Origin of the sequence: Roseofilum sp. Guam (assembly GCF_017746735.1) — a bacterium.
Lineage (GTDB): Bacteria > Cyanobacteriota > Cyanobacteriia > Cyanobacteriales > Desertifilaceae > Roseofilum > Roseofilum reptotaenium.
In genome coordinates this window covers 1-18017 of record NZ_JAGHZN010000039.1, presented here as the reverse complement: position 1 = coordinate 18017, position 18017 = coordinate 1, and the positions used below count along the sequence as shown (strand labels likewise).

At 44.6% G+C, this 18017-nt stretch carries 16 protein-coding genes and 1 CRISPR repeat array; of the genes, 9 read left to right on the top strand and 7 right to left on the bottom strand.

Going from position 1 to position 18017, the window contains the following annotated elements; genetic code table 11:
* The first annotated feature begins 80 nt into the window (after positions 1–80).
* The 5 genes from J7529_RS15745 to J7529_RS15725 all read left to right on the top strand — a co-directional run bounded on the left by J7529_RS15745 (position 81) and on the right by J7529_RS15725 (position 4914).
* Entirely contained in the window at positions 81–875 is a 795-nt protein-coding gene (locus J7529_RS15745) for a Tab2 family RNA-binding protein (protein WP_318729790.1), read from the top strand.
* Between the two features lie 18 nt (positions 876–893).
* On the top strand, positions 894–1619 hold the full coding sequence (locus tag J7529_RS15740; RefSeq protein ID WP_318729789.1) for a Uma2 family endonuclease: 726 nt from the start codon (positions 894–896) through the stop codon (positions 1617–1619).
* A 6-nt stretch (positions 1620–1625) separates the two neighbouring features.
* Positions 1626–2120, top strand: coding sequence for a phosphohistidine phosphatase SixA (gene sixA / locus J7529_RS15735; protein ID WP_318729788.1), 495 nt, complete (start codon positions 1626–1628; stop codon positions 2118–2120).
* Positions 2121–2204: 84 nt separating this feature from the next.
* Positions 2205–3122 carry a mechanosensitive ion channel family protein gene (locus J7529_RS15730; RefSeq protein ID WP_318729787.1) on the top strand — a complete coding sequence of 306 codons (918 nt, stop codon included), beginning with the start codon at positions 2205–2207 and terminating at the stop codon, positions 3120–3122.
* Positions 3123–3438: 316 nt separating this feature from the next.
* Complete coding sequence (locus J7529_RS15725; protein ID WP_318729786.1) at positions 3439–4914, top strand: sensor histidine kinase; 1476 nt, start codon at positions 3439–3441, stop codon at positions 4912–4914.
* Here the strand turns inward: J7529_RS15725 and J7529_RS15720 are convergent.
* Positions 4911–5648 (bottom strand): hypothetical protein, encoded by a 738-nt coding sequence (locus tag J7529_RS15720; protein WP_318729785.1) that lies wholly within the window; start codon positions 5646–5648, stop codon positions 4911–4913. The two genes, J7529_RS15725 and J7529_RS15720, sit on opposite strands and share 4 nt — an antisense overlap.
* A gap of 178 nt (positions 5649–5826) precedes the next feature.
* Between J7529_RS15720 and J7529_RS15715 the strand changes: the two genes are divergently transcribed.
* A complete protein-coding gene (locus J7529_RS15715; RefSeq protein WP_318729784.1) occupies positions 5827–6258 on the top strand; it encodes a hypothetical protein in 432 nt (143 codons plus the stop codon).
* Positions 6259–6354: 96 nt separating this feature from the next.
* On the opposite strand, the gene J7529_RS15710 is transcribed toward J7529_RS15715, so the two are convergent.
* A complete protein-coding gene (locus J7529_RS15710) occupies positions 6355–7899 on the bottom strand; it encodes an alkaline phosphatase D family protein (RefSeq protein WP_318729783.1) in 1545 nt (514 codons plus the stop codon).
* Positions 7899–8819, bottom strand: coding sequence for a ribokinase (gene rbsK, locus J7529_RS15705; RefSeq protein WP_318729782.1), 921 nt, complete (start codon positions 8817–8819; stop codon positions 7899–7901). The genes J7529_RS15710 and rbsK overlap by 1 nt, the downstream gene beginning before the upstream one ends.
* Before the next feature lie 195 nt (positions 8820–9014).
* Here rbsK and J7529_RS15700 point away from each other — a divergent pair, with 195 nt between their 5' ends.
* Positions 9015–9266 carry a hypothetical protein gene (locus tag J7529_RS15700; RefSeq protein WP_271940358.1) on the top strand — a complete coding sequence of 84 codons (252 nt, stop codon included), beginning with the start codon at positions 9015–9017 and terminating at the stop codon, positions 9264–9266.
* On the opposite strand, the gene J7529_RS15695 is transcribed toward J7529_RS15700, so the two are convergent.
* Together J7529_RS15695 and aroC are read right to left on the bottom strand one after the other, a co-directional pair.
* Positions 9263–10123: an MBL fold metallo-hydrolase gene (locus tag J7529_RS15695; RefSeq protein WP_318729781.1), complete on the bottom strand. Its 861-nt coding sequence runs from the start codon at positions 10121–10123 to the stop codon at positions 9263–9265. The two genes, J7529_RS15700 and J7529_RS15695, sit on opposite strands and share 4 nt — an antisense overlap.
* Before the next feature lie 275 nt (positions 10124–10398).
* On the bottom strand, positions 10399–11520 hold the full coding sequence (gene aroC, locus J7529_RS15690; RefSeq protein ID WP_271940360.1) for a chorismate synthase: 1122 nt from the start codon (positions 11518–11520) through the stop codon (positions 10399–10401).
* 156 nt (positions 11521–11676) lie between these two features.
* On the opposite strand from aroC, the gene J7529_RS15685 reads away from it, so the two are divergent.
* Together J7529_RS15685 and J7529_RS15680 are read left to right on the top strand one after the other, a co-directional pair.
* Complete coding sequence (locus J7529_RS15685; RefSeq protein WP_318729780.1) at positions 11677–12588, top strand: phosphodiester glycosidase family protein; 912 nt, start codon at positions 11677–11679, stop codon at positions 12586–12588.
* Between the two features lie 121 nt (positions 12589–12709).
* Positions 12710–13966, top strand: coding sequence for a transposase (locus tag J7529_RS15680; protein WP_318729779.1), 1257 nt, complete (start codon positions 12710–12712; stop codon positions 13964–13966).
* A gap of 29 nt (positions 13967–13995) precedes the next feature.
* Here J7529_RS15680 and ureG read toward each other — a convergent pair whose 3' ends face one another.
* Together ureG and J7529_RS15670 are read right to left on the bottom strand one after the other, a co-directional pair.
* Positions 13996–14589 carry an urease accessory protein UreG gene (ureG, locus tag J7529_RS15675; protein WP_271940363.1) on the bottom strand — a complete coding sequence of 198 codons (594 nt, stop codon included), beginning with the start codon at positions 14587–14589 and terminating at the stop codon, positions 13996–13998.
* A gap of 87 nt (positions 14590–14676) precedes the next feature.
* Positions 14677–15351 (bottom strand): urease accessory protein UreF, encoded by a 675-nt coding sequence (locus J7529_RS15670; RefSeq protein ID WP_271940364.1) that lies wholly within the window; start codon positions 15349–15351, stop codon positions 14677–14679.
* Positions 15352–15690: 339 nt separating this feature from the next.
* A CRISPR array of direct repeats spans positions 15691–17920; the repeat unit is 37 nt; unit sequence GTTGAAACCCATCTAAATCCCTATGAGGGATTGAAAC.
* Positions 17921–18017 lie beyond the last annotated feature (97 nt).

The window sequence follows — 18017 nt, the reverse complement described above, 5'->3', positions numbered from 1 at the left end:
TAGCATACGATCTAAGATGACATGATTTTTCCAAAACGGAATCTCCTGTAAAGAAAACATAACGATTTAGATGGATTCCTATGCAGACTTGGCAAGTCGATTGTTATCGCCGCCCTTCAGAAACAGACACCCAGGAGATCCTCTGGGAGTTATGGATTTGTGAACCGTCCCCCGGAACGTTTCGCTATCGTGCCCTTTGTCCTCAGTCACAAGTTAGTCGTGATTGGTTACTGAGTGAATTGGGGCAATTTGCCACACTTCCGGATGAGCTACACGTCTTCCGTCCCCAAACCCTCCATCTACTCGAACCGGTTGCTCAAACTCTGGGTATTCCAGTCATTCCCACCCGACGTACCTCCACCCTGAAACAGTGGATTGTTGATGAGTTAAAGTGTCCCATTACTTTAGATCGACCCCCTCCGCTGCCCCTACCAGAGGAATTATGGGGCGATCGCTGGCGGTTTGCCACAGTTAGCGCTCAAGATCTACTTCAAGGAATTGGCGATCGCCCCATTCCCATTAAATCCCTACCGGAAGAGATTTGGCCGATTAATCTCGGTCTTCCGTCCACGGTTTCTATTCCGGGAGTGGTTATTGATGGCGATCGCCAATCTCTGCAATTAGCCCAATGGTTCGCTGAAGCTAACCCCGTTAGTCTCAATTTTATTCCCGGTCAACCCGACGGTCTGATTCTCGAATCCGGATTGAGCGATCGCTGGATTATTACCACCTTTGAAGATAGCGAAGTTCGCCAAGCAGGTCACCAATATAAACAGCGAAAACAACAGAGCAAAGGGCTTCATTTCCTGCTCGTTCAACCCGACAACTCTGGCATGACCTACACTGGATTATGGTTACTCAAACCGGAAAATTAATGAAAAATTTTAATCTCTATGACTTCCATCCTCACGACCCCAAACTCTCCCGATACCTCCATCATTTACCCTAGTGCGGATGGTGAACCTGTGGCTGAAACTTACGATCATCTCTATGCAATTCTTGCTACTCTTGAAGTGCTAAAAAATTATCTGACCGATCAACGAGTCACCGTCCTCGCTGACCAATTTCTCTACTATTCCCAAGGATTTCCTAAGTTGCGAACCGCTCCCGATGTGATGGTCATCTTTGACGTAGAACCAGGCGGTCGAGATAATTACAAAATTTGGGAAGAAGGGCAAGTACCCAAAGTCATTTTTGAGATGACCTCAGAAAGTACCAGAGATCGCGATCGGGTCTTCAAAAAAAACCTCTACGAACAACTGGATGTCGAAGAATATTGGCTTTTTGACCCCAAAGGAGAATGGATTGAAGGGCAATTACAAGGATATCGTTTAGTGGCAGGGGCATATCAACCGATTACCGATGGTCTTAGCCAAGCCCTAAACTTGCGACTGCTGCCTGAAGGAAAGCTCATTGGATTTTATCGGCAAGATACAGGAGAAAAGCTATTAATTTCCTCTGAGTTAAGGGCGGCGTTGAAAGCAGAATCTCAAGCTAGACAAGAAGCTATAGAGCAAGCTGAACAAGAGCGGCAACGAGCTGAACAAGAACGGCAACGAGCCGAAGAATTACAAGCTCTCTTAAACCGTTATCAAGAAAAGTTTGGAAATCTAGAATAAACAATTATGACTAACCTTTACTTAATCCGTCATGGTATAGCGGCTAATCGAGAAGATTATACCCAAGACGATCGCCAACGTCCCCTAACCTCAGAGGGTATTAAGAAAACCACTAAAGTTGCCCAACGCTTGCAAGAATTAGGGATTACATTTGATTTGATTCTTACCAGTCCCCTCATCCGGGCTAAACAAACAGCGGAAATTTTGCAAACGGTGGGACTGAGTCAGGACATGAAAACGTCATCTCATTTAGTTCCTGAAGGCGATCTTTTATCCTGGTGGGAGGAGGGGAAAACCTGGCGTAACTATGAACAGTTAGCCTTAGTCGGGCATGAACCGAATCTTGGATATTGGGCGGAGTCTTTTGTCTGGGGAGAAGTAAAATCACGTCTAATTGTCAAAAAAGCCGGTATTATCGGCATTGCATTACCGGATGTGGGTTCTCCTGTGGGACACAGTGACCTATTTTGGCTCACCCCTCCCCGATTTTTACTGAATTAATGTTGGGAAATGGGAAATCTCCGGGTTTTCCAAGTCCGTAGCGGTATACAATCATGAGTGAAAGTTCAGGGTTCCCTCATGCCTATGAGTGTATTATTTCAAGAAATCAAACAAAGTATCCTGAATCTGGTAGGGGCTGGAATTGAGGCGCTTCCAAGGATTTTAGTGGCGATCGCCTTTTTGATGTTTACCTCTTGGGCTGCTAAGTTTGCCCGTAAGCTGTCCACTCGCGTCACAGATATGACCATCAAAAACCAGTCGCTGCGCTCTTTGTTAATTCAATTGAGTTCTGTGGCAGCTTGGGTTGTGGGGATTCTAATCTCTAGTGTCATCGCCTTTCCAGACCTGCGGTTGGGCGATGTGGTAGGGTTGTTGGGATTAAGTTCCGTTGCGATCGGTTTTGCCTTCCAAGATATCTTTAAGAATTTTCTGGCTGGAATTTTACTCCTGTTACAAGAACCATTCCGCTTAGGCGATCAAATCATTGTCGATGGTTATGAGGGAACAGTAGAAGAGATTTCTATTCGCTCCACCCAAATTCGCACCTATCAGGGGGAGTTGATTGTGGTTCCCAATGCCATTGTATTTACTTCCACAGTGCAAGTATTGACCAATTTACCTCGTCGTCGCACCGATCTGGCGATCGGTGTGGACTATAATACACCGCTGTCCCACGCGATCGAAGTTCTCTATAACGCTATTTCTGGAGTGGATGGAGTCTTAACTGAACCCGATCCAGAAGTCGATATTGTCGGCTTTGGGGATAGCTCCATTGACTTAAAAGTACGCTACTGGACAATTCCGAATCAACGAGAAGTCTGCCGCATTCAAACTCGGGTGATGTTAGCCTTAAAAAATGCCTGTGATGGTGCAGAAATTAATATCCCCTATCCCATTCGCACTGTCTATCATTATAATCAAGAATACTTTAATGATACTTATCCCCAGGTTTCAAGTCGAACTGCCTTACAATCCGGCCAGTACGATCGAAATCGGGGGTAATATCCGGAACAAAAAAGAAAATTATATAGTACTTCTCTCTTCTGGAGGAGTACAGCTTGGAGCCTTAGCCTCTAAGCAATACAGGCTGCTCTCTAGTGGGAAGTACTCTATCCAATCCTTAACTATTTAATCTGTATTGGTATTAAGGGTTCTATTGAATAAATTATTCAAGCAAAGTGAGAAAAAAATACTATAATAAGGGGGGGACTTGAATAGATCTTTAATATTTTCATCATCAGTTGGTGCCTGGATCAAAACAGATATTCAGTCAACATGAAGTCCTCTAGTTTTGATTAGCACTCCCATGCAGTTTATTATGAATAATAGTTTGTCTAATAGAGAAAAAACAATCACTCTGACTTGGAATCAAGCAGGTCAAGATGTCCGTTGTAATTTATCCTCCGATCGCCTCATCTATTATCGCTTACTCACAGAAGTGATCTCCAAAATCCGGTCTTCCTTGGATTTAGAAACAATTTTGAAAACGACGGTTGTCCAACTCCTTGAGGTTCTCAATACAGACCGAGTAGCCGTGTTTCAATTTAATTCTGATTTAGCTGGGCATGGTGAAGTCATTTGTGAGGAGGTGAAATCTCCTTGGAAACCGGCTAGTTCGATTCAAGTTTACGATCATTGCTTTGGGGAACAGTTTGCGGCTGAATACTTAAAAGGCCGTATTAGCGCTATTCCGGATATTTATACTCCCCAAATTAGTGATTGTCATCGAGAAATTTTAGCCCAATTTCAAGTCAGAGCTAATCTGGTTACGCCCTTAATTAAAGGGGATGAACTATGGGGATTGCTCTGCATTCACGAGTGTGGTCAATCCAGGACTTGGACTGCGACTGAAATAGAATTTGTCAGTCAAATCAGTCAGCAATTGGGAGTCGCCATTCAACAAGCGAGTTTACTTGAAAAAACGAAAAAGCAAGCCCAAGAATTAAGGCAAACTTTGGAGCAATTACAACGCACTCAAGCGCAGATGATTCAAAATGAAAAAATGGTCAGTCTGGGGAATTTAGTGGCTGGAGTTGCCCATGAAATTAATAACCCTGTCAGTTTTATCCATGGAAATTTAAGCTATATTCAAGAATATGCCCAAGATTTCGTCCAACTTCTGAGGGATTATCAACAGGCTTATCCCGATCCAGGGGGTGAACTTCAAGAATCTTTAGAAGATAAAGATGTGGAGTTTATTCAGGAAGATCTACAAAAAATCTTGACATCTATGAAGTCGGGAACTGAGAGAATTAAGGGAATTGTGGCCTCTTTACGCAATTTTTCCCGCATGGATGAAGCTGAGATGAAGTCTGTCGATATTCATGAGGGAATAGATAGCACGCTGGTGATTTTAAATCACTGTCTAGAAGGGAAGGAAGATCGTCCTGAAATACCGATTGTTAAAGACTATGGTGATTTACCTTTGATTGATTGTTATCCAGCCCAATTAAATCAGGTGTTTATGTATCTTCTGAGTAATGCAATTGATGCCTTACACGAGAAAATAGATAAGGATCGTTACATTAAGATCAAAACAGAGATTGAAGGGGAAAACGTGAGAATTTCTATTGCGGATAATGGGGGTGGAATTCCAGAGTCTATCCGCTCTCAAGTGTTCGATCCTTTTTTCACCACTAAACCGCCGGGTAAAGGGACAGGTTTGGGATTATCGATCTGTTATAAAATTGTTGTGGAAAAACATCAAGGACGACTCTGGTGTGATTCCTCTCCAGGAGAGGGTACTCGGTTTACCATTGAGTTAAAACCGGAGTTAATTAACGATCCAGATTAAGGGTTAAGCTTGCGTTGTGCATTGTCAATGGCTTGGAGGGCGTAAGAGTTCCCAGGACGGTGTTCAAGGGCGGTTTGAAAGTATTCGAGGGCGATCGCATATTCCTGGCGATCGAATGCTTGATATCCGGCATTCATGACCTGAGTATAGCTGCCTTGTTGAATGCGCTGTTGGGTATTTTCAACTGCTTTTTGGGCGTAAGTATTATCAGGTTGCTCTTTTAAGGCTTGTTCAAAATTAATCAGGGCAGTGTGATAATCCTCTAGATCGAAGGCATGATACCCCACTTCCATATAGCGCTTAAACTGAGAGCGCGAACGATAGGCTCTTAAAGAAATTGAGGGTTCATAGGGAGGTTGGGTTTCGGGAGCTACTTCTACTGATAGGGCAGTTTGTTTGGGATAGTTGAGCATTACTTGAGTCACCGGAGTTTCCGATTTGTCTTTCGGAGTCCAGTGAGCAATAATGTTTTGAAAGCTCCAATTTTGCAGGATCGCAAGAATTGCACTAATTCCCATAAAGATTATGCCCACTAGTTGAGAGAAGAGGCTCATCTTAACCGATCGTTTATTCCATTTTATACTGATAAATAGAATAGCACCAATGAAGGGTAAAAATAGATAGGAGATTCCCCAAAAAATGCTTTCTCCAAAGGAAATCACTAGAGTCCAAATTGCCCCAAATCCAGCTAAACCTAGCCCAATGAGAAATAAACTAATGACCCAAAGTTCCATGAATCGATTGACCTTGTTGGTAGTGTCACCCTAGGAGTAAGACCCTTGTAGTCTCTGACCGATAAAGGGTTGAACCCCTTGTGTGTGTTTCCCTCTAGTTATAGCATGTGGCCATTCAAATGAAACATGGCTCTAAACCGATACAATGGGATTGGTCTGACAGGGTAATCAGGTGATTATGGATAGAATATGGAAATGGATCGGTAAACTGATGGCCATGGTTCTCATTGGACTCTTAGTGGCGTGTAGTAACACGGGAGGCAGTCCCAGCCAAGCTCTGGTGAAAACAGCGATCGCCCTACAACTGCATCTGACTCAAGTACAACTGAATACTCCCCTGCATATTGAACGATCGCCCCAACTTGATGTTAAAGGAATTCAGATTAGTAGCAGCGATCGCCTCCGTGACCAGAAATTACCCACCTTCCACATCCAAGGAACCTACAACCTGGATATCCAACTCTCTGGACAGAGCATTAAACAGCGCCAAAATCCCTTTGAAATCTATGTTCAGGAACAGATCGAGGGAGAAACTTGGCGACTCTTACGCCCTCAAACCACTGCACAGGGAACTGAGTGGCTAAGTTATCAGATTAATGGAGACCTATAGCGCTTTGGGCTGGTCATGAATAATTAATAATTAATAATGAGAATGAAGAGTAATGGAGTAATGAAGTAATCATATGCTACTAGCTATTGCCTAGAACTAAATAATCCGTAACCGTTTTTTCTCAATTACCCCTTCTCCTCGACTGGCTTCACTAAATAAATCATAAATGACGGATAATTCTCCCTCTTCTTCCTTAATTCTGACCATGCCAAAATTATTATGACGACATAAATACAAATTCTCGAATTGGTAGGGGGAACGGTCTGGAAAATCTTGCAACTCTCCCCTCTGCTGAACTAACATTTTCAGAATTTTACGCGCTGATTGCCGAATAGTCGCATGGGTAATGGGACTAGAGGTCAGTTGAAAAACTTGTGCCTCTGGAAAGTCCGTATTAAACAGCCGAAATGCTGCACCAATATGGACATCTCCACTAATAAATAATACCGGACGACCCGTGGTTTGGCAAAATTTAAAGAGCTGATCGAGGAGTCGATTTCGTTCTTGCCAATGCCGCTCATGATTCCATTTATCCCGTAAGTCATCTGTTAATCCTAAATAGGGAATATCGAATTGATTGACCACAAAATTATCAAGATGAACAGCAGGCATGGGAGAAATAATACCCAATAATCGGCGATCGCTTGTATATTGCCGATCGAGCCAGGTTTCAAACCGTTCCCATTGAGCTTCTCCCAAAATCCTGAGTTCAGAACGATTAAAATCTCGCTGTCCACGCATATCCAGGGCATAAAATGCACAGAGACCATAATCAAAGTGATAATCGAATTGATGATTCGCGATATCTGTTGGTGGATTATGGGAATGTTGATATTCTTGATAGACTTGTCGAGCGGCTAAAAACATTTCCTGAGTCAATTTCAGAGCATCTTCAGACGCATTGAATTGCCAACCTTGATGTAAGCGTGCTTCTAATTCTGAATCGGTTAACGATCCCCAGCCATCCATAATTTCATGGTCATCCCAGAGCATATAGTTGGGGAATTGACGGAATATGCTTTGAATGGGTTCTAGCCCCCAATAGTGTTGATAAATTTCTCGATACCAGTCAATCATCTCTTCCTGTGAAGGGGGATTAAATTGGGTTTGTTTTAACTTCTCCAACAGATCAAGCTGGTCATTGCCATCAACATAAATTTGATCTCCAACACCAACAACAAACCGAGCCTGAGCATCCGTTAATTCTTCTTCAAAACTTTGCCAAAAATCTAGGGAAGTGAGTTGATCGCCGACATAGGGCATATGACAGCTATAAAAGCCAAAGGTTAGGCTGGGGGATTGTTCCGGGAACGTGCGAAAATATAGGGGGTGGTCATGGCCCAATTCCCAAGTGCGATCGCTAGCATTATGTCCAGAAAAAATAGCATACCGATAGCGGGTATCGGGTTTTAGACCTTCGAGAGTCACCACATGGGTCAAATCGGTATCTGGGGTTAAGCGAAAGGTGGAGATAGGGTTTAAGTCAGAGAGAGAAAAATTTTCGCCCTCGTCCACTACGATCGCATATTCGCCAGCTTGGGCCCCGCGAACCCAGAGGCGTACGCTTGTGGGGGTGGTATGGCCAATAATGGTTGCTTTTTCCAGTGGGGGATTGGGCCAAGGAAAATTGAGGGAAGTCATCAATCATACTCCTGAAGAAAGTGCTCTAGGGTTTGGCGATCCGGTAAAGAAGGTTGGGTCCCAATGACTGTAGCTGAGATAGCTCCTGCTGCCGATCCCCATTGGATCGCCTCCTGGAGGGATAAACCTTCATTTAGAGCAGTCGCTAGAGCGCCATTAAAGGCATCTCCAGCGGCCGTTGTATCGACCGCTCTGATGGGAAAAGCGGGTAAAAACCCAGTTTCTTCATGGTTTGCCCAAACCACACCGCGATCGCCTAATTTCACAATTGCCGTCTTTACCCCCCACTCTAAAAACTGATAGGCTGCTTGGGTAGCACTTTCTCGATCTTCAATGGCAATCCCCGTTAACTGAGCGGCTTCGACTTCATTCGGAGTAATAATATCGACCAAACCATAGAGAGCATGGGGAAAATTTTGGGGCACAGGAGCCGGGTCTAAAATCACGGGAATTCCAGCCTGTTTGACTTTTTCAGCCGCTTCTTGTACCAAAGAAAGCGGCACTTCCAACTGAGTTAAAAATACGGTTGCTTGGGGCAATATCGACTGAAGATACTCTAATTCTCTCCGATCCAGACAAGCATTCGCCCCCGGAATGATAATAATGCTATTTTCTCCTTGAGCATCCACGGTAATCAGGGCAACCCCCGAAGGTGTATTCTGATCCATGTGAATCCCATCGGTACAGACCTGAGCTTCCTGTAAAGTCAGGAGTAACTGATGGCCAAAATCATCATTGCCCAAACGTCCAACTAAATGGGTTGTCGCTCCCAGACGGGCGCAGGCGACGGCTTGGTTTGCCCCTTTTCCCCCTGGAATCTTTAGCAAACGCTCTCCTGCAAGGGTTTCACCGGCGATCGGTAAACGAGAGACTGTAGTCACTAAATCTAGGTTAATACTCCCGAAAACAATCAGACTCATGGGGATATATAGCGCTTTGTGCTAGGGAATGGGGAATAGGGAATAGGGAATAGGATGGTGGATGGCTTTGGGGATTTAACAGTGCACTCAATAACAGCACTTTGTGCTGTATAGATCAGGTGAGTTTACCAGAAGTTAATCGAGATAGACACTTGTTATAGTGAGTCTAATTTTAGCTTTGTAAGGACATACTTTATGCCTGACCCATCTGAATTTTTGTATCCTCGTAGTCGATATTACGGTGAATTCCGGCCAGAATATCTAGTTTTTGATGCTAACTTGCAAGAGTTTGCTCAAAAAGTTACGTATATTTGTTCCTTGGAAACTGGGGGTAAAATTCCCCCCGTAGAAGCCTACGAACAAATTCGCAAGTTATGGCTAGAACTAGAACAAAGTAAGGATCGGTTGGGTTTAGAAAAACCGCCTGAAGACCCTTCAGCAGACTAAGCCTCAATCAGACTTAAAATCATGCCTTCCCGGGCCAAAATGGTATTGGGATAGTTGTGTTGAACTTCCTCTTCAATTTGGTCGAGGGTATCATCATCATGATTGGGTTCATGGTGAAAAATGATTAGCTTTTTCACCCCTGCGGCTTGGGCTACTTTAACCCCTTCTTGCCAGGTAGAATGACCCCAACCGACTTTAGGCGATTTAGGGTTGCTGTATTCGTTGTCGGTATACATGGCATCGTAGATCAGGATATCAGCATCACGAGCTAATTTGAGGACATCTTCATCGAGGCGATCGCTATAATGCTCCGTATCCGTACAATAAACCGCTGTATGTCCTTGCCAAGTAATTCGATAGCCCATCGCTCCATTGGGATGATTGAGATGTCCCGTTTCAATCTCAATATCATCTAGGGTAACCCGGTCTCCTGGAGAGACCTGAGAAAACTTCAGATCTGCTTTGGGTATAGGTGAGGGGACAGGGGAATTCACATGGAGAATGGCATGATGGAAATGGTCTTCTAAGGACTCACTCGAATCCGGTACATCTCCCCAAACATGGATTTGATTGCCTGGAGTAAACAGGGGCATGAAAAACGGCACGCCTTGGATATGATCCCAATGGTAATGGGTAAAAAAGAGATTAATATCCAGAGGGTATTCTGTTGAGAGGCGATCGCCTAAAGCGCGTAAACCCGTTCCGCCATCAAAAATAAAGTGTCTCTCTCCAATACGCATTTCTAGGCAGGAGGTATTGCCACCATAGCGCACTGTTTCCGGGCCGGGAGCGGGAATACTGCCCCGCACACCCCAAAATTGAACCTCAAAGCGTGAAGAAGAATGCTGACTAATCATCGAAAAAATTGGGTTTGAAACCCCGTTCTAGAAGGACGGCTTTACAGTACAACGGGTAGGAGTTGTTGGACTGACTAACGATAACCAAGTAGTAAGTTTGGCTAACGCTCCAATCTAATTGGACTTTTGGCGGTGAGACACACCGTTTCAGCCTGTGGAGCTTTATCTAAGACTCGAAAGGCATACACTCTCGAAAGCCGTTGCGAACAACCCGCAAAGGACAGAAACTCCGCACCCCAATCATGAGGTTTCCGCTTCGCGGACATGAATGGGAATCACCGTCCTTCCAGGGCGGTGGGGATGTCAAAATCGAGTGTTCTGCATTGACCTTGGTGACGCAGCAGGTGGTCGCATAAAACTAGGGCCACCATTGCTTCTACCATAGGCACGGCTCTAGGTAAAACGCAAGGATCGTGACGGCCTTTCGCCGCGAGAAGGGTTTCTTGGCCTTCTCTGGTGACAGTACGCTGTTCTTTGCGAATGGTGGCGGTCGGTTTAAACGCCACGCGGAGAATAATCGATTCACCATTGGATATTCCCCCTTGAATGCCTCCGGAACGATTGGTAGTGGTTCGGACTTGTCCCCGATCATCTAGAGTAAATTCGTCATTGTGTTCACTCCCGGTGAGCAGAGTTCCCGCAAATCCAGAACCGATCTCAAATCCTTTCGTTGCAGGTAAAGACATCACCCCTTTAGCCAAATCTGCCTCTAGTTTATCAAATACGGGCATTCCTAGACCTTTTGGCACATGACGGGCTACACATTCGACCACCCCACCTAGGGAGTCTCCTTCCCGTTTAATGGCTTCAATGCGCTCAATCATCCGTTCATAGGCTTCGGGATCGGGACAACGGACGATATTACTTTCCACTTGTTCAAGAGTGACCGTTTGTGGATCGACGATCGCCTCTAGATCTTGAATGCGTTTCACATATCCAATAATTTCTACCCCAGCAGCCTGTTTAAGGATTTTTTTGGCGATCGCCCCGGCTGCCACTCGGCCAATGGTTTCCCGCGCCGACGAGCGTCCCCCACCTTGCCAATTCCGAATCCCATATTTAGCATCATAGGTCGCATCTGCATGGGATGGCCGGTATTTTTGCGCCATTTCATCATAATCCTGGGGCCGGGTATCCTTATTGGGAACCAAAATCATAATGGGTGTTCCCAAGGTTTTCCCTTCAAAGACTCCAGAGAGAATCTCACAGGTATCCGTTTCTTTGCGTGGTGTCGTAATTTTACTTTGTCCCGGCCGACGGCGATCCAACTCTACTTGAATCTCCTGAGCTGAAATCTCTAGGCGCGGTGGACAACCATCAATAATTACTCCAACCCCACCCCCATGGGATTCCCCAAATGTCGTAATCCGAAATAAATGCCCGAAGGTATTACCCATAATTCTTAGTTAACCTAGCTTAGATCTATCCTACTGCCTTAACTCCCCTAAAATCTCAGGGTGTTTCAATTAAGAAGCATCAATCGACTGCCATCAGGCAATTTCAACCTCGGAGAGTAGGTCTTACGCTAAAATCGGGAAAAACTTGCCACGCCTATGATCCGACGTATGGCTTTGCACTCTAAACGGTTGGGGAAAATTGGGTTAATTACTATTGGGTTCCTGCTGGGGATTTCTGGGGGAATTTATGGAATTTTATTACTCTTGCGTCCGGCTCGTACTCCCCAGGTACAGGAACTGTTTCCGGGAGTGACGTATACCCGTTTGATTCGCTCAACGCCCCGTCCGTTGATCATTCATCAAGTCAAAATTGACTTAAAGGTTGCCCTCATGCAACCTTTCGTGACTCCGGGAGATCCGCAACCGGATGGTATGGATATTGCAGCGCGCACGACTTCGGAGTTTGTACGGGAATTTGGCGTACAGTTGGGGATCAATGGTAGCTTTTTCTATCCCTTTGAGGTCAAGTCCCCTTGGCAAGTTTATCCTGAATCGGGCGATCGCGTGCGGATTGCTGGCCAGGCGATCGCCAATGGTATGGAATATTCTCCGGTGAATGCGGGTTGGCCGGTTCTCTGCTTCCTCTCCTCCCGTCGCGCAGTTATTCCGGGGGACTTTACTTGTCCGGCTGAAACTCAAGAGGGGATTTCCGGGGGCACTATTTTAATCTGGGATGGGGAAGCGGTTCCTCTGATGTCCGGGCCGTTTTATGATTATGCCTATCCTCGAACGGCGATCGGATTGGATGCATCAGGTACTCAGGTCTTTATTGCGATCGTGGATGGTCGTCAACGGTTTTATAGTGAGGGAATGTCTTTACCCGAATTGCAAGCTTTGTTTGCAGAATGGGGAGTAGAGACGGCGTTAAATTTTGATGGCGGTGGATCGACAACGTTGGTGGTTGCCGATCCCGATCTCCGGGTTCTCAATGCCCCCATTCACACCCGTATTCCCCTACGTCAACGTCCGGTGGCGAATCATTTGGGTTTTGTGAGCAGTGAGGAGTAGGAATTACAAGAGTATTCGCGGGACGTTTTCATCCCCTGCTCTGAAGAGCAGGGGATGAAAACGGACACGGTAGGTTTTAACCTGCCAGTAATTTTAAGGCTAGATAGCTTATCATAGAACCATGAAAAAACACTATGGATGCCAGCAAAATCTCATCAAAAACTGGGAGGCATTGCCCTTCCTTGAGTATCTTTGCACGACCGCCAACAAGCTGATTAACTGTGGGATTTATTTGGCTCGACAATGGTATTTTAAGTGCCGCTATATCACCGGCAAATACGACCTGGAAAAACAGCTCAAACCCAATGCTAATTATCAATTCCTTCACTCACAAGCCGCTCAACAAACTCTTCAAGGAGTAGCCGAATCGTTCAAGTCGTTCAAGCAACTCTCTAAGCTGTATATCAGCGGAGAGTTATCAACTCGTCCTCACCTACCTAGCTATCGAAAAAAAGGAGGACTAGGAACCATTGCTTATCCTAGGCAAGCCTTAAAACTTAAAGACAATGAGGTTCGAGTCCCTTTGGGCAATAAGGTTAAAGCGGCTTTTGGGGTTGAGGCTTTCTTTCTCCCGTTTCCTAGCAATCTTGACTTTAACCCGATTAAGGAAATGCGAATTCTCCCACATAATGGTTGCTTCTACGTTCAGTGGGTCTACCCATTAAAGCTCAACCTCTCAACTCCTCTCAACTCCAAAAAGGCATTGGGAATTGACCACGGAATTGATAATTGGTTAACGTGTATTAGTAATACCGGGACTGGCTTTATTATCGACGGGAAGCAGGTCAAGTCGCTCAATCAGTGGTACAACAAGCAAATGGCCACAATTAAAGAAAATAAACTGCAAGGATTCTGGTCAAAACGATTAGCTCTCCTGGCCGAGAAGCGCAATCGTCAGATGCGAGATGCTGTAAACAAAGCAGCAAGATGGGTGATTAACCATTGCTTAGAAAAGGGTATTGGTCGTATTGTATTTGGCTGGAACAAAGGGCAAAAAGATAGTATAAATATTGGAGCAAAAAATAACCAAAAATTTGTCCAAATCCCTACGGCTAAACTCAAAAAACGAATCGAGCAAATGTGCCAGTTGTACGGGATTGAATTTGAGCAAGTTGAGGAAAGCCATACATCCCAAGCTTCGTTTTTGGATAATGATTTCTTGCCGACCTTCGGTGAAAAACCCGAAAGCTGGAAACCATCAGGGAAGCGAGTGAAGCGAGGATTGTATCGTACTCAACTGGGCGAGCTAATTAACGCTGACGCTAATGGAGCAGCAAACATTTTAAGGAAAGTAGCGGCAACTTCGGGTTTTGCACTCGAAGGAGTCAGTAGAGGCGCTTTGACAACGCCTTTGAGAGTCCGATTGTGGACGGCTTAAGAATCCCCGTGTCTTCAGACTGGGGAGTGTCAAAAATAGCGCTTAATAAACTGAATGACCTCTGCTAGTCCGGTATTGTTTTTGAGGTTGGTAAAGATAAAGGGTTTATCGCTGCGCATTTTTTTCGCATCCCGTTCCATGACGTTGAGATCTGCACCAACTAAGGGAGCCAGGTCGATTTTATTAATCACTAATAAATCAGATTTTGTAATTCCCGGGCCGCCTTTACGGGGGATTTTATCACCAGCAGCCACATCAATGACATAAAGGGTAATATCGACTAATTCGGGACTAAAGGTAGCCGCTAAATTATCACCACCACTTTCGACAAAGAGGAGATCTAAATCAGTAAAGTGTTGCTCGAGTTGCTCGATCGCCACTAGATTAATGGAAGCATCTTCTCGAATCGCTGTATGGGGACAGCCTCCGGTTTCTACACCAACAATGCGATCGCTAGATAATGCCCCAGATCGGACTAAAAATTGGGCATCTTCTTGGGTATAGATATCATTGGTTACCACCGCAATTTGATACTGGTCTCGCAAAGTTTGACACAGTAAATTTACCAAGGCAGTTTTTCCCGATCCAACGGGCCCAGCCACTCCTACACGCAATTGAGTCATAAATAAAGTACTTTTTGTTTCAACTAAATCCCTGAGAAAGAGTAAGTTTAAGGGAAAAACAGTTTAGCCATTACCCATTACCCCAGTTTAGCTTCTAAAGAGTCGAGTATATTGGGTTTCGTGGGCCATGCAGTAGAGGGAGAATCCCCAGCTACAACTATAAAGGTTATCGTCTTCTAAAGCCAGAATTTCAGGGACGATCGCCGTAATATGAGGATGAAGCTCAAGTAACAGCTTTTGACCTGTAGTTTGACCGAGGGGAATCAGCTTCACGCCAGCCGTGATTAGGTTAGAAACCCAACTTTGCAGATAGGCTAAAAGGGCATTTGCAGGGGAAATCTGCCAAGATTGGGCGGCGATCGCAAATACCAGGGGATAGCTCCATTCTGGCCCCAACTCCTGTAAAATGGGTGCAAGATCGGGGACTAGCGTTTGCAGAAGTAGACCCAGCGATCGCCCCATTTGCACGGTTTGTTGTCGTAATTCTTCCGTTTCTCTAGTGGCCAGAAGCCAATGATTCCAATAGCGCAGCGTCGCATAATCTTGCTTTTGCATAGCTTCCCCTCCCCGGATTAACGCTGCTCCATCCAGGCGAATAGAACCTAATCGTAACCCATCCCTCAACCACTGCTCTAAAGCAGTTTCATCGGTAATTTTTCCCTGTTCAACGAGGGTTTCTAAGCCTTCGGAATAACTGTAAGCTCCTACGGGTAAGGTGGGACTGGCTAATTGTAATAAGGATAATAAGACAGAATCCTGCATATGGTATTTGTCATTGATACGATCAATAATAATAGTGAACAGTAACTCAAAAATCCCAATTTCTATAGTGTTGCGCCCTAGAGTAGGGGAATTCCCTTCCGCTTCCCCTAAAATCCGACACTAGGGGGGTGTGGAAATGGCTTCTGATTTCACAAGTACTGTATCCCTTACCCAGTCTTCCCTACAGCTTTTTCGATGGTTGAGGTAGCGTCGGACTAGACAGGACAAGGGTTTGAGCGATTTTCATTGGCTTTTTAGCCTTGAGTGAACTATAATTAGGGGTGTGTGTCGGAAATGAACCTTGAAAACTAAATACAGCAAGGGTCTCGGAAGCCAGCGGTTGAAACCCATCTAAATCCCTATGAGGGATTGAAACGAATACATCTCCAGGCATGATTTCATGATATTTGATGCCATGTTGAAACCCATCTAAATCCCTATGAGGGATTGAAACCGATGGCAGAGAGGCATGTATACCCAGCCTACGAATGTTGAAACCCATCTAAATCCCTATGAGGGATTGAAACTATTAATTGACCTATGAATCAACAAACGGAAAAAGGGTTGAAACCCATCTAAATCCCTATGAGGGATTGAAACGTTTACTTGGCTTACAGCCCATTCACACAGGGTGGTTTTACCGTTGAAACCCATCTAAATCCCTATGAGGGATTGAAACGTTGTGTGCGATGCCTGTAATTACGGTGGTGAAGAGTTGAAACCCATCTAAATCCCTATGAGGGATTGAAACAATAAAAAGGTGATCGCAAAAACCAAAATAATGTTGAAACCCATCTAAATCCCTATGAGGGATTGAAACTTTCATTATTTCTCGTTTCACGCCCGTGGGTAGTTACCGTTGAAACCCATCTAAATCCCTATGAGGGATTGAAACTAATTTAAGAACCTGGTGGAATGAGGAAAGCGCACCTGTTGAAACCCATCTAAATCCCTATGAGGGATTGAAACAGGTTTTTGTGATGTTTAGTGACCAGTGGCAGTGTGGTTGAAACCCATCTAAATCCCTATGAGGGATTGAAACTTTGATGTGCTCTTGGGCCACTTTTTCTTCCTCTGCTGTTGAAACCCATCTAAATCCCTATGAGGGATTGAAACAAAAAAGAGCGTATTCCTGAAGTGACAGGAGGGTTGAAACCCATCTAAATCCCTATGAGGGATTGAAACGAAATACCACCAGACACGCTTTTCAATCCTTTCTTGTTGAAACCCATCTAAATCCCTATGAGGGATTGAAACAGAGCGGATTCTACCTGTTCTCTTCATGGCTGCAAGTTGAAACCCATCTAAATCCCTATGAGGGATTGAAACGAAGGTTGGTTTCTGCTTGATTAAGCGAGGTGGGACGTTGAAACCCATCTAAATCCCTATGAGGGATTGAAACTTGAGGGGGATATTAGAAACCTGAAGAAATTTCGTTGAAACCCATCTAAATCCCTATGAGGGATTGAAACAGGGGCTTATGCGAGGTGAATCGCAGTGTTTCCGATCTTGGTTGAAACCCATCTAAATCCCTATGAGGGATTGAAACTCACGCAGCAAAAAAGCAATGAACTGGTCATCGCCGTTGAAACCCATCTAAATCCCTATGAGGGATTGAAACAATCAAGCAAGGCAGATGAACCACAAGGCACGTTCAGTTGAAACCCATCTAAATCCCTATGAGGGATTGAAACACAGGTTGACATTGCATATTCACAGATATCAGAGTTGAAACCCATCTAAATCCCTATGAGGGATTGAAACGGGAAATCTTGCGCAGTGCCAAAAACCCAACCCATGGGAGGAGTTGAAACCCATCTAAATCCCTATGAGGGATTGAAACTACAGTGAGGCTTGGAGGGCAGCGATCGCCGCATCGGTTGAAACCCATCTAAATCCCTATGAGGGATTGAAACGACATAGAAGAAGGTGGTAGTGCCCAAGAAAAAGAACCCATGTTGAAACCCATCTAAATCCCTATGAGGGATTGAAACAAGGAGATTGAGTTGAATTACTAGGAGTAACAGGTTGAAACCCATCTAAATCCCTATGAGGGATTGAAACTAGAGTGATTTAGCAAATGATCCGCAGTAGAGATCGTTGAAACCCATCTAAATCCCTATGAGGGATTGAAACGATTGAGTTTATCGTAGTTAACGAAGCCATCAACGTTGAAACCCATCTAAATCCCTATGAGGGATTGAAACTTTCCAGTACCAGCGTATCCTACCAATCGCTTTAGTAGAGTTGAAACCCATCTAAATCCCTATGAGGGATTGAAACCCGAATTAACTCGGAATTCCTTATATCCCTTCCCGTTGAAACCCATCTAAATCCCTATGAGGGATTGAAACCTTAATTTAGGAGATGGAATATTTATCCATCATCCAGTTGAAACCCATCTAAATCCCTATGAGGGATTGAAACTCTTTTCAGGCATAATTTAATGATGTGATAATGGTTGAAACCCATCTAAATCCCTATGAGGGATTGAAACGCAGCGATCGCTATTGACCGTATTTTGTATTGGAGGTTGAAACCCATCTAAATCCCTATGAGGGATTGAAACTGGCACTAGTAATCATGTCTATAGCAAAGAAAGGGAGAGTTAGGACAATATCTTAAAAGCTTCTATGATGGCATCATAAAGGGATTCACACTGGTTC

Coding starts and splice junctions, on each gene's coding strand:
- J7529_RS15700 (WP_271940358.1), top strand. CDS start 9,015: ATGCCTGACCCATCTGAATTTTTGTATCCTCGTAGTCGATATTACGGT.
- ureG (WP_271940363.1), bottom strand. CDS start 14,589: ATGACTCAATTGCGTGTAGGAGTGGCTGGGCCCGTTGGATCGGGAAAA.
- J7529_RS15710 (WP_318729783.1), bottom strand. CDS start 7,899: ATGACTTCCCTCAATTTTCCTTGGCCCAATCCCCCACTGGAAAAAGCA.
- J7529_RS15720 (WP_318729785.1), bottom strand. CDS start 5,648: ATGGAACTTTGGGTCATTAGTTTATTTCTCATTGGGCTAGGTTTAGCT.
- J7529_RS15695 (WP_318729781.1), bottom strand. CDS start 10,123: ATGATTAGTCAGCATTCTTCTTCACGCTTTGAGGTTCAATTTTGGGGT.
- aroC (WP_271940360.1), bottom strand. CDS start 11,520: ATGGGTAATACCTTCGGGCATTTATTTCGGATTACGACATTTGGGGAA.
- J7529_RS15670 (WP_271940364.1), bottom strand. CDS start 15,351: ATGCAGGATTCTGTCTTATTATCCTTATTACAATTAGCCAGTCCCACC.
- J7529_RS15680 (WP_318729779.1), top strand. CDS start 12,710: ATGAAAAAACACTATGGATGCCAGCAAAATCTCATCAAAAACTGGGAG.
- rbsK (WP_318729782.1), bottom strand. CDS start 8,819: ATGAGTCTGATTGTTTTCGGGAGTATTAACCTAGATTTAGTGACTACA.
- J7529_RS15725 (WP_318729786.1), top strand. CDS start 3,439: ATGAATAATAGTTTGTCTAATAGAGAAAAAACAATCACTCTGACTTGG.
- J7529_RS15715 (WP_318729784.1), top strand. CDS start 5,827: ATGGATAGAATATGGAAATGGATCGGTAAACTGATGGCCATGGTTCTC.
- J7529_RS15745 (WP_318729790.1), top strand. CDS start 81: ATGCAGACTTGGCAAGTCGATTGTTATCGCCGCCCTTCAGAAACAGAC.
- J7529_RS15685 (WP_318729780.1), top strand. CDS start 11,677: ATGATCCGACGTATGGCTTTGCACTCTAAACGGTTGGGGAAAATTGGG.
- J7529_RS15740 (WP_318729789.1), top strand. CDS start 894: ATGACTTCCATCCTCACGACCCCAAACTCTCCCGATACCTCCATCATT.
- sixA (WP_318729788.1), top strand. CDS start 1,626: ATGACTAACCTTTACTTAATCCGTCATGGTATAGCGGCTAATCGAGAA.
- J7529_RS15730 (WP_318729787.1), top strand. CDS start 2,205: ATGAGTGTATTATTTCAAGAAATCAAACAAAGTATCCTGAATCTGGTA.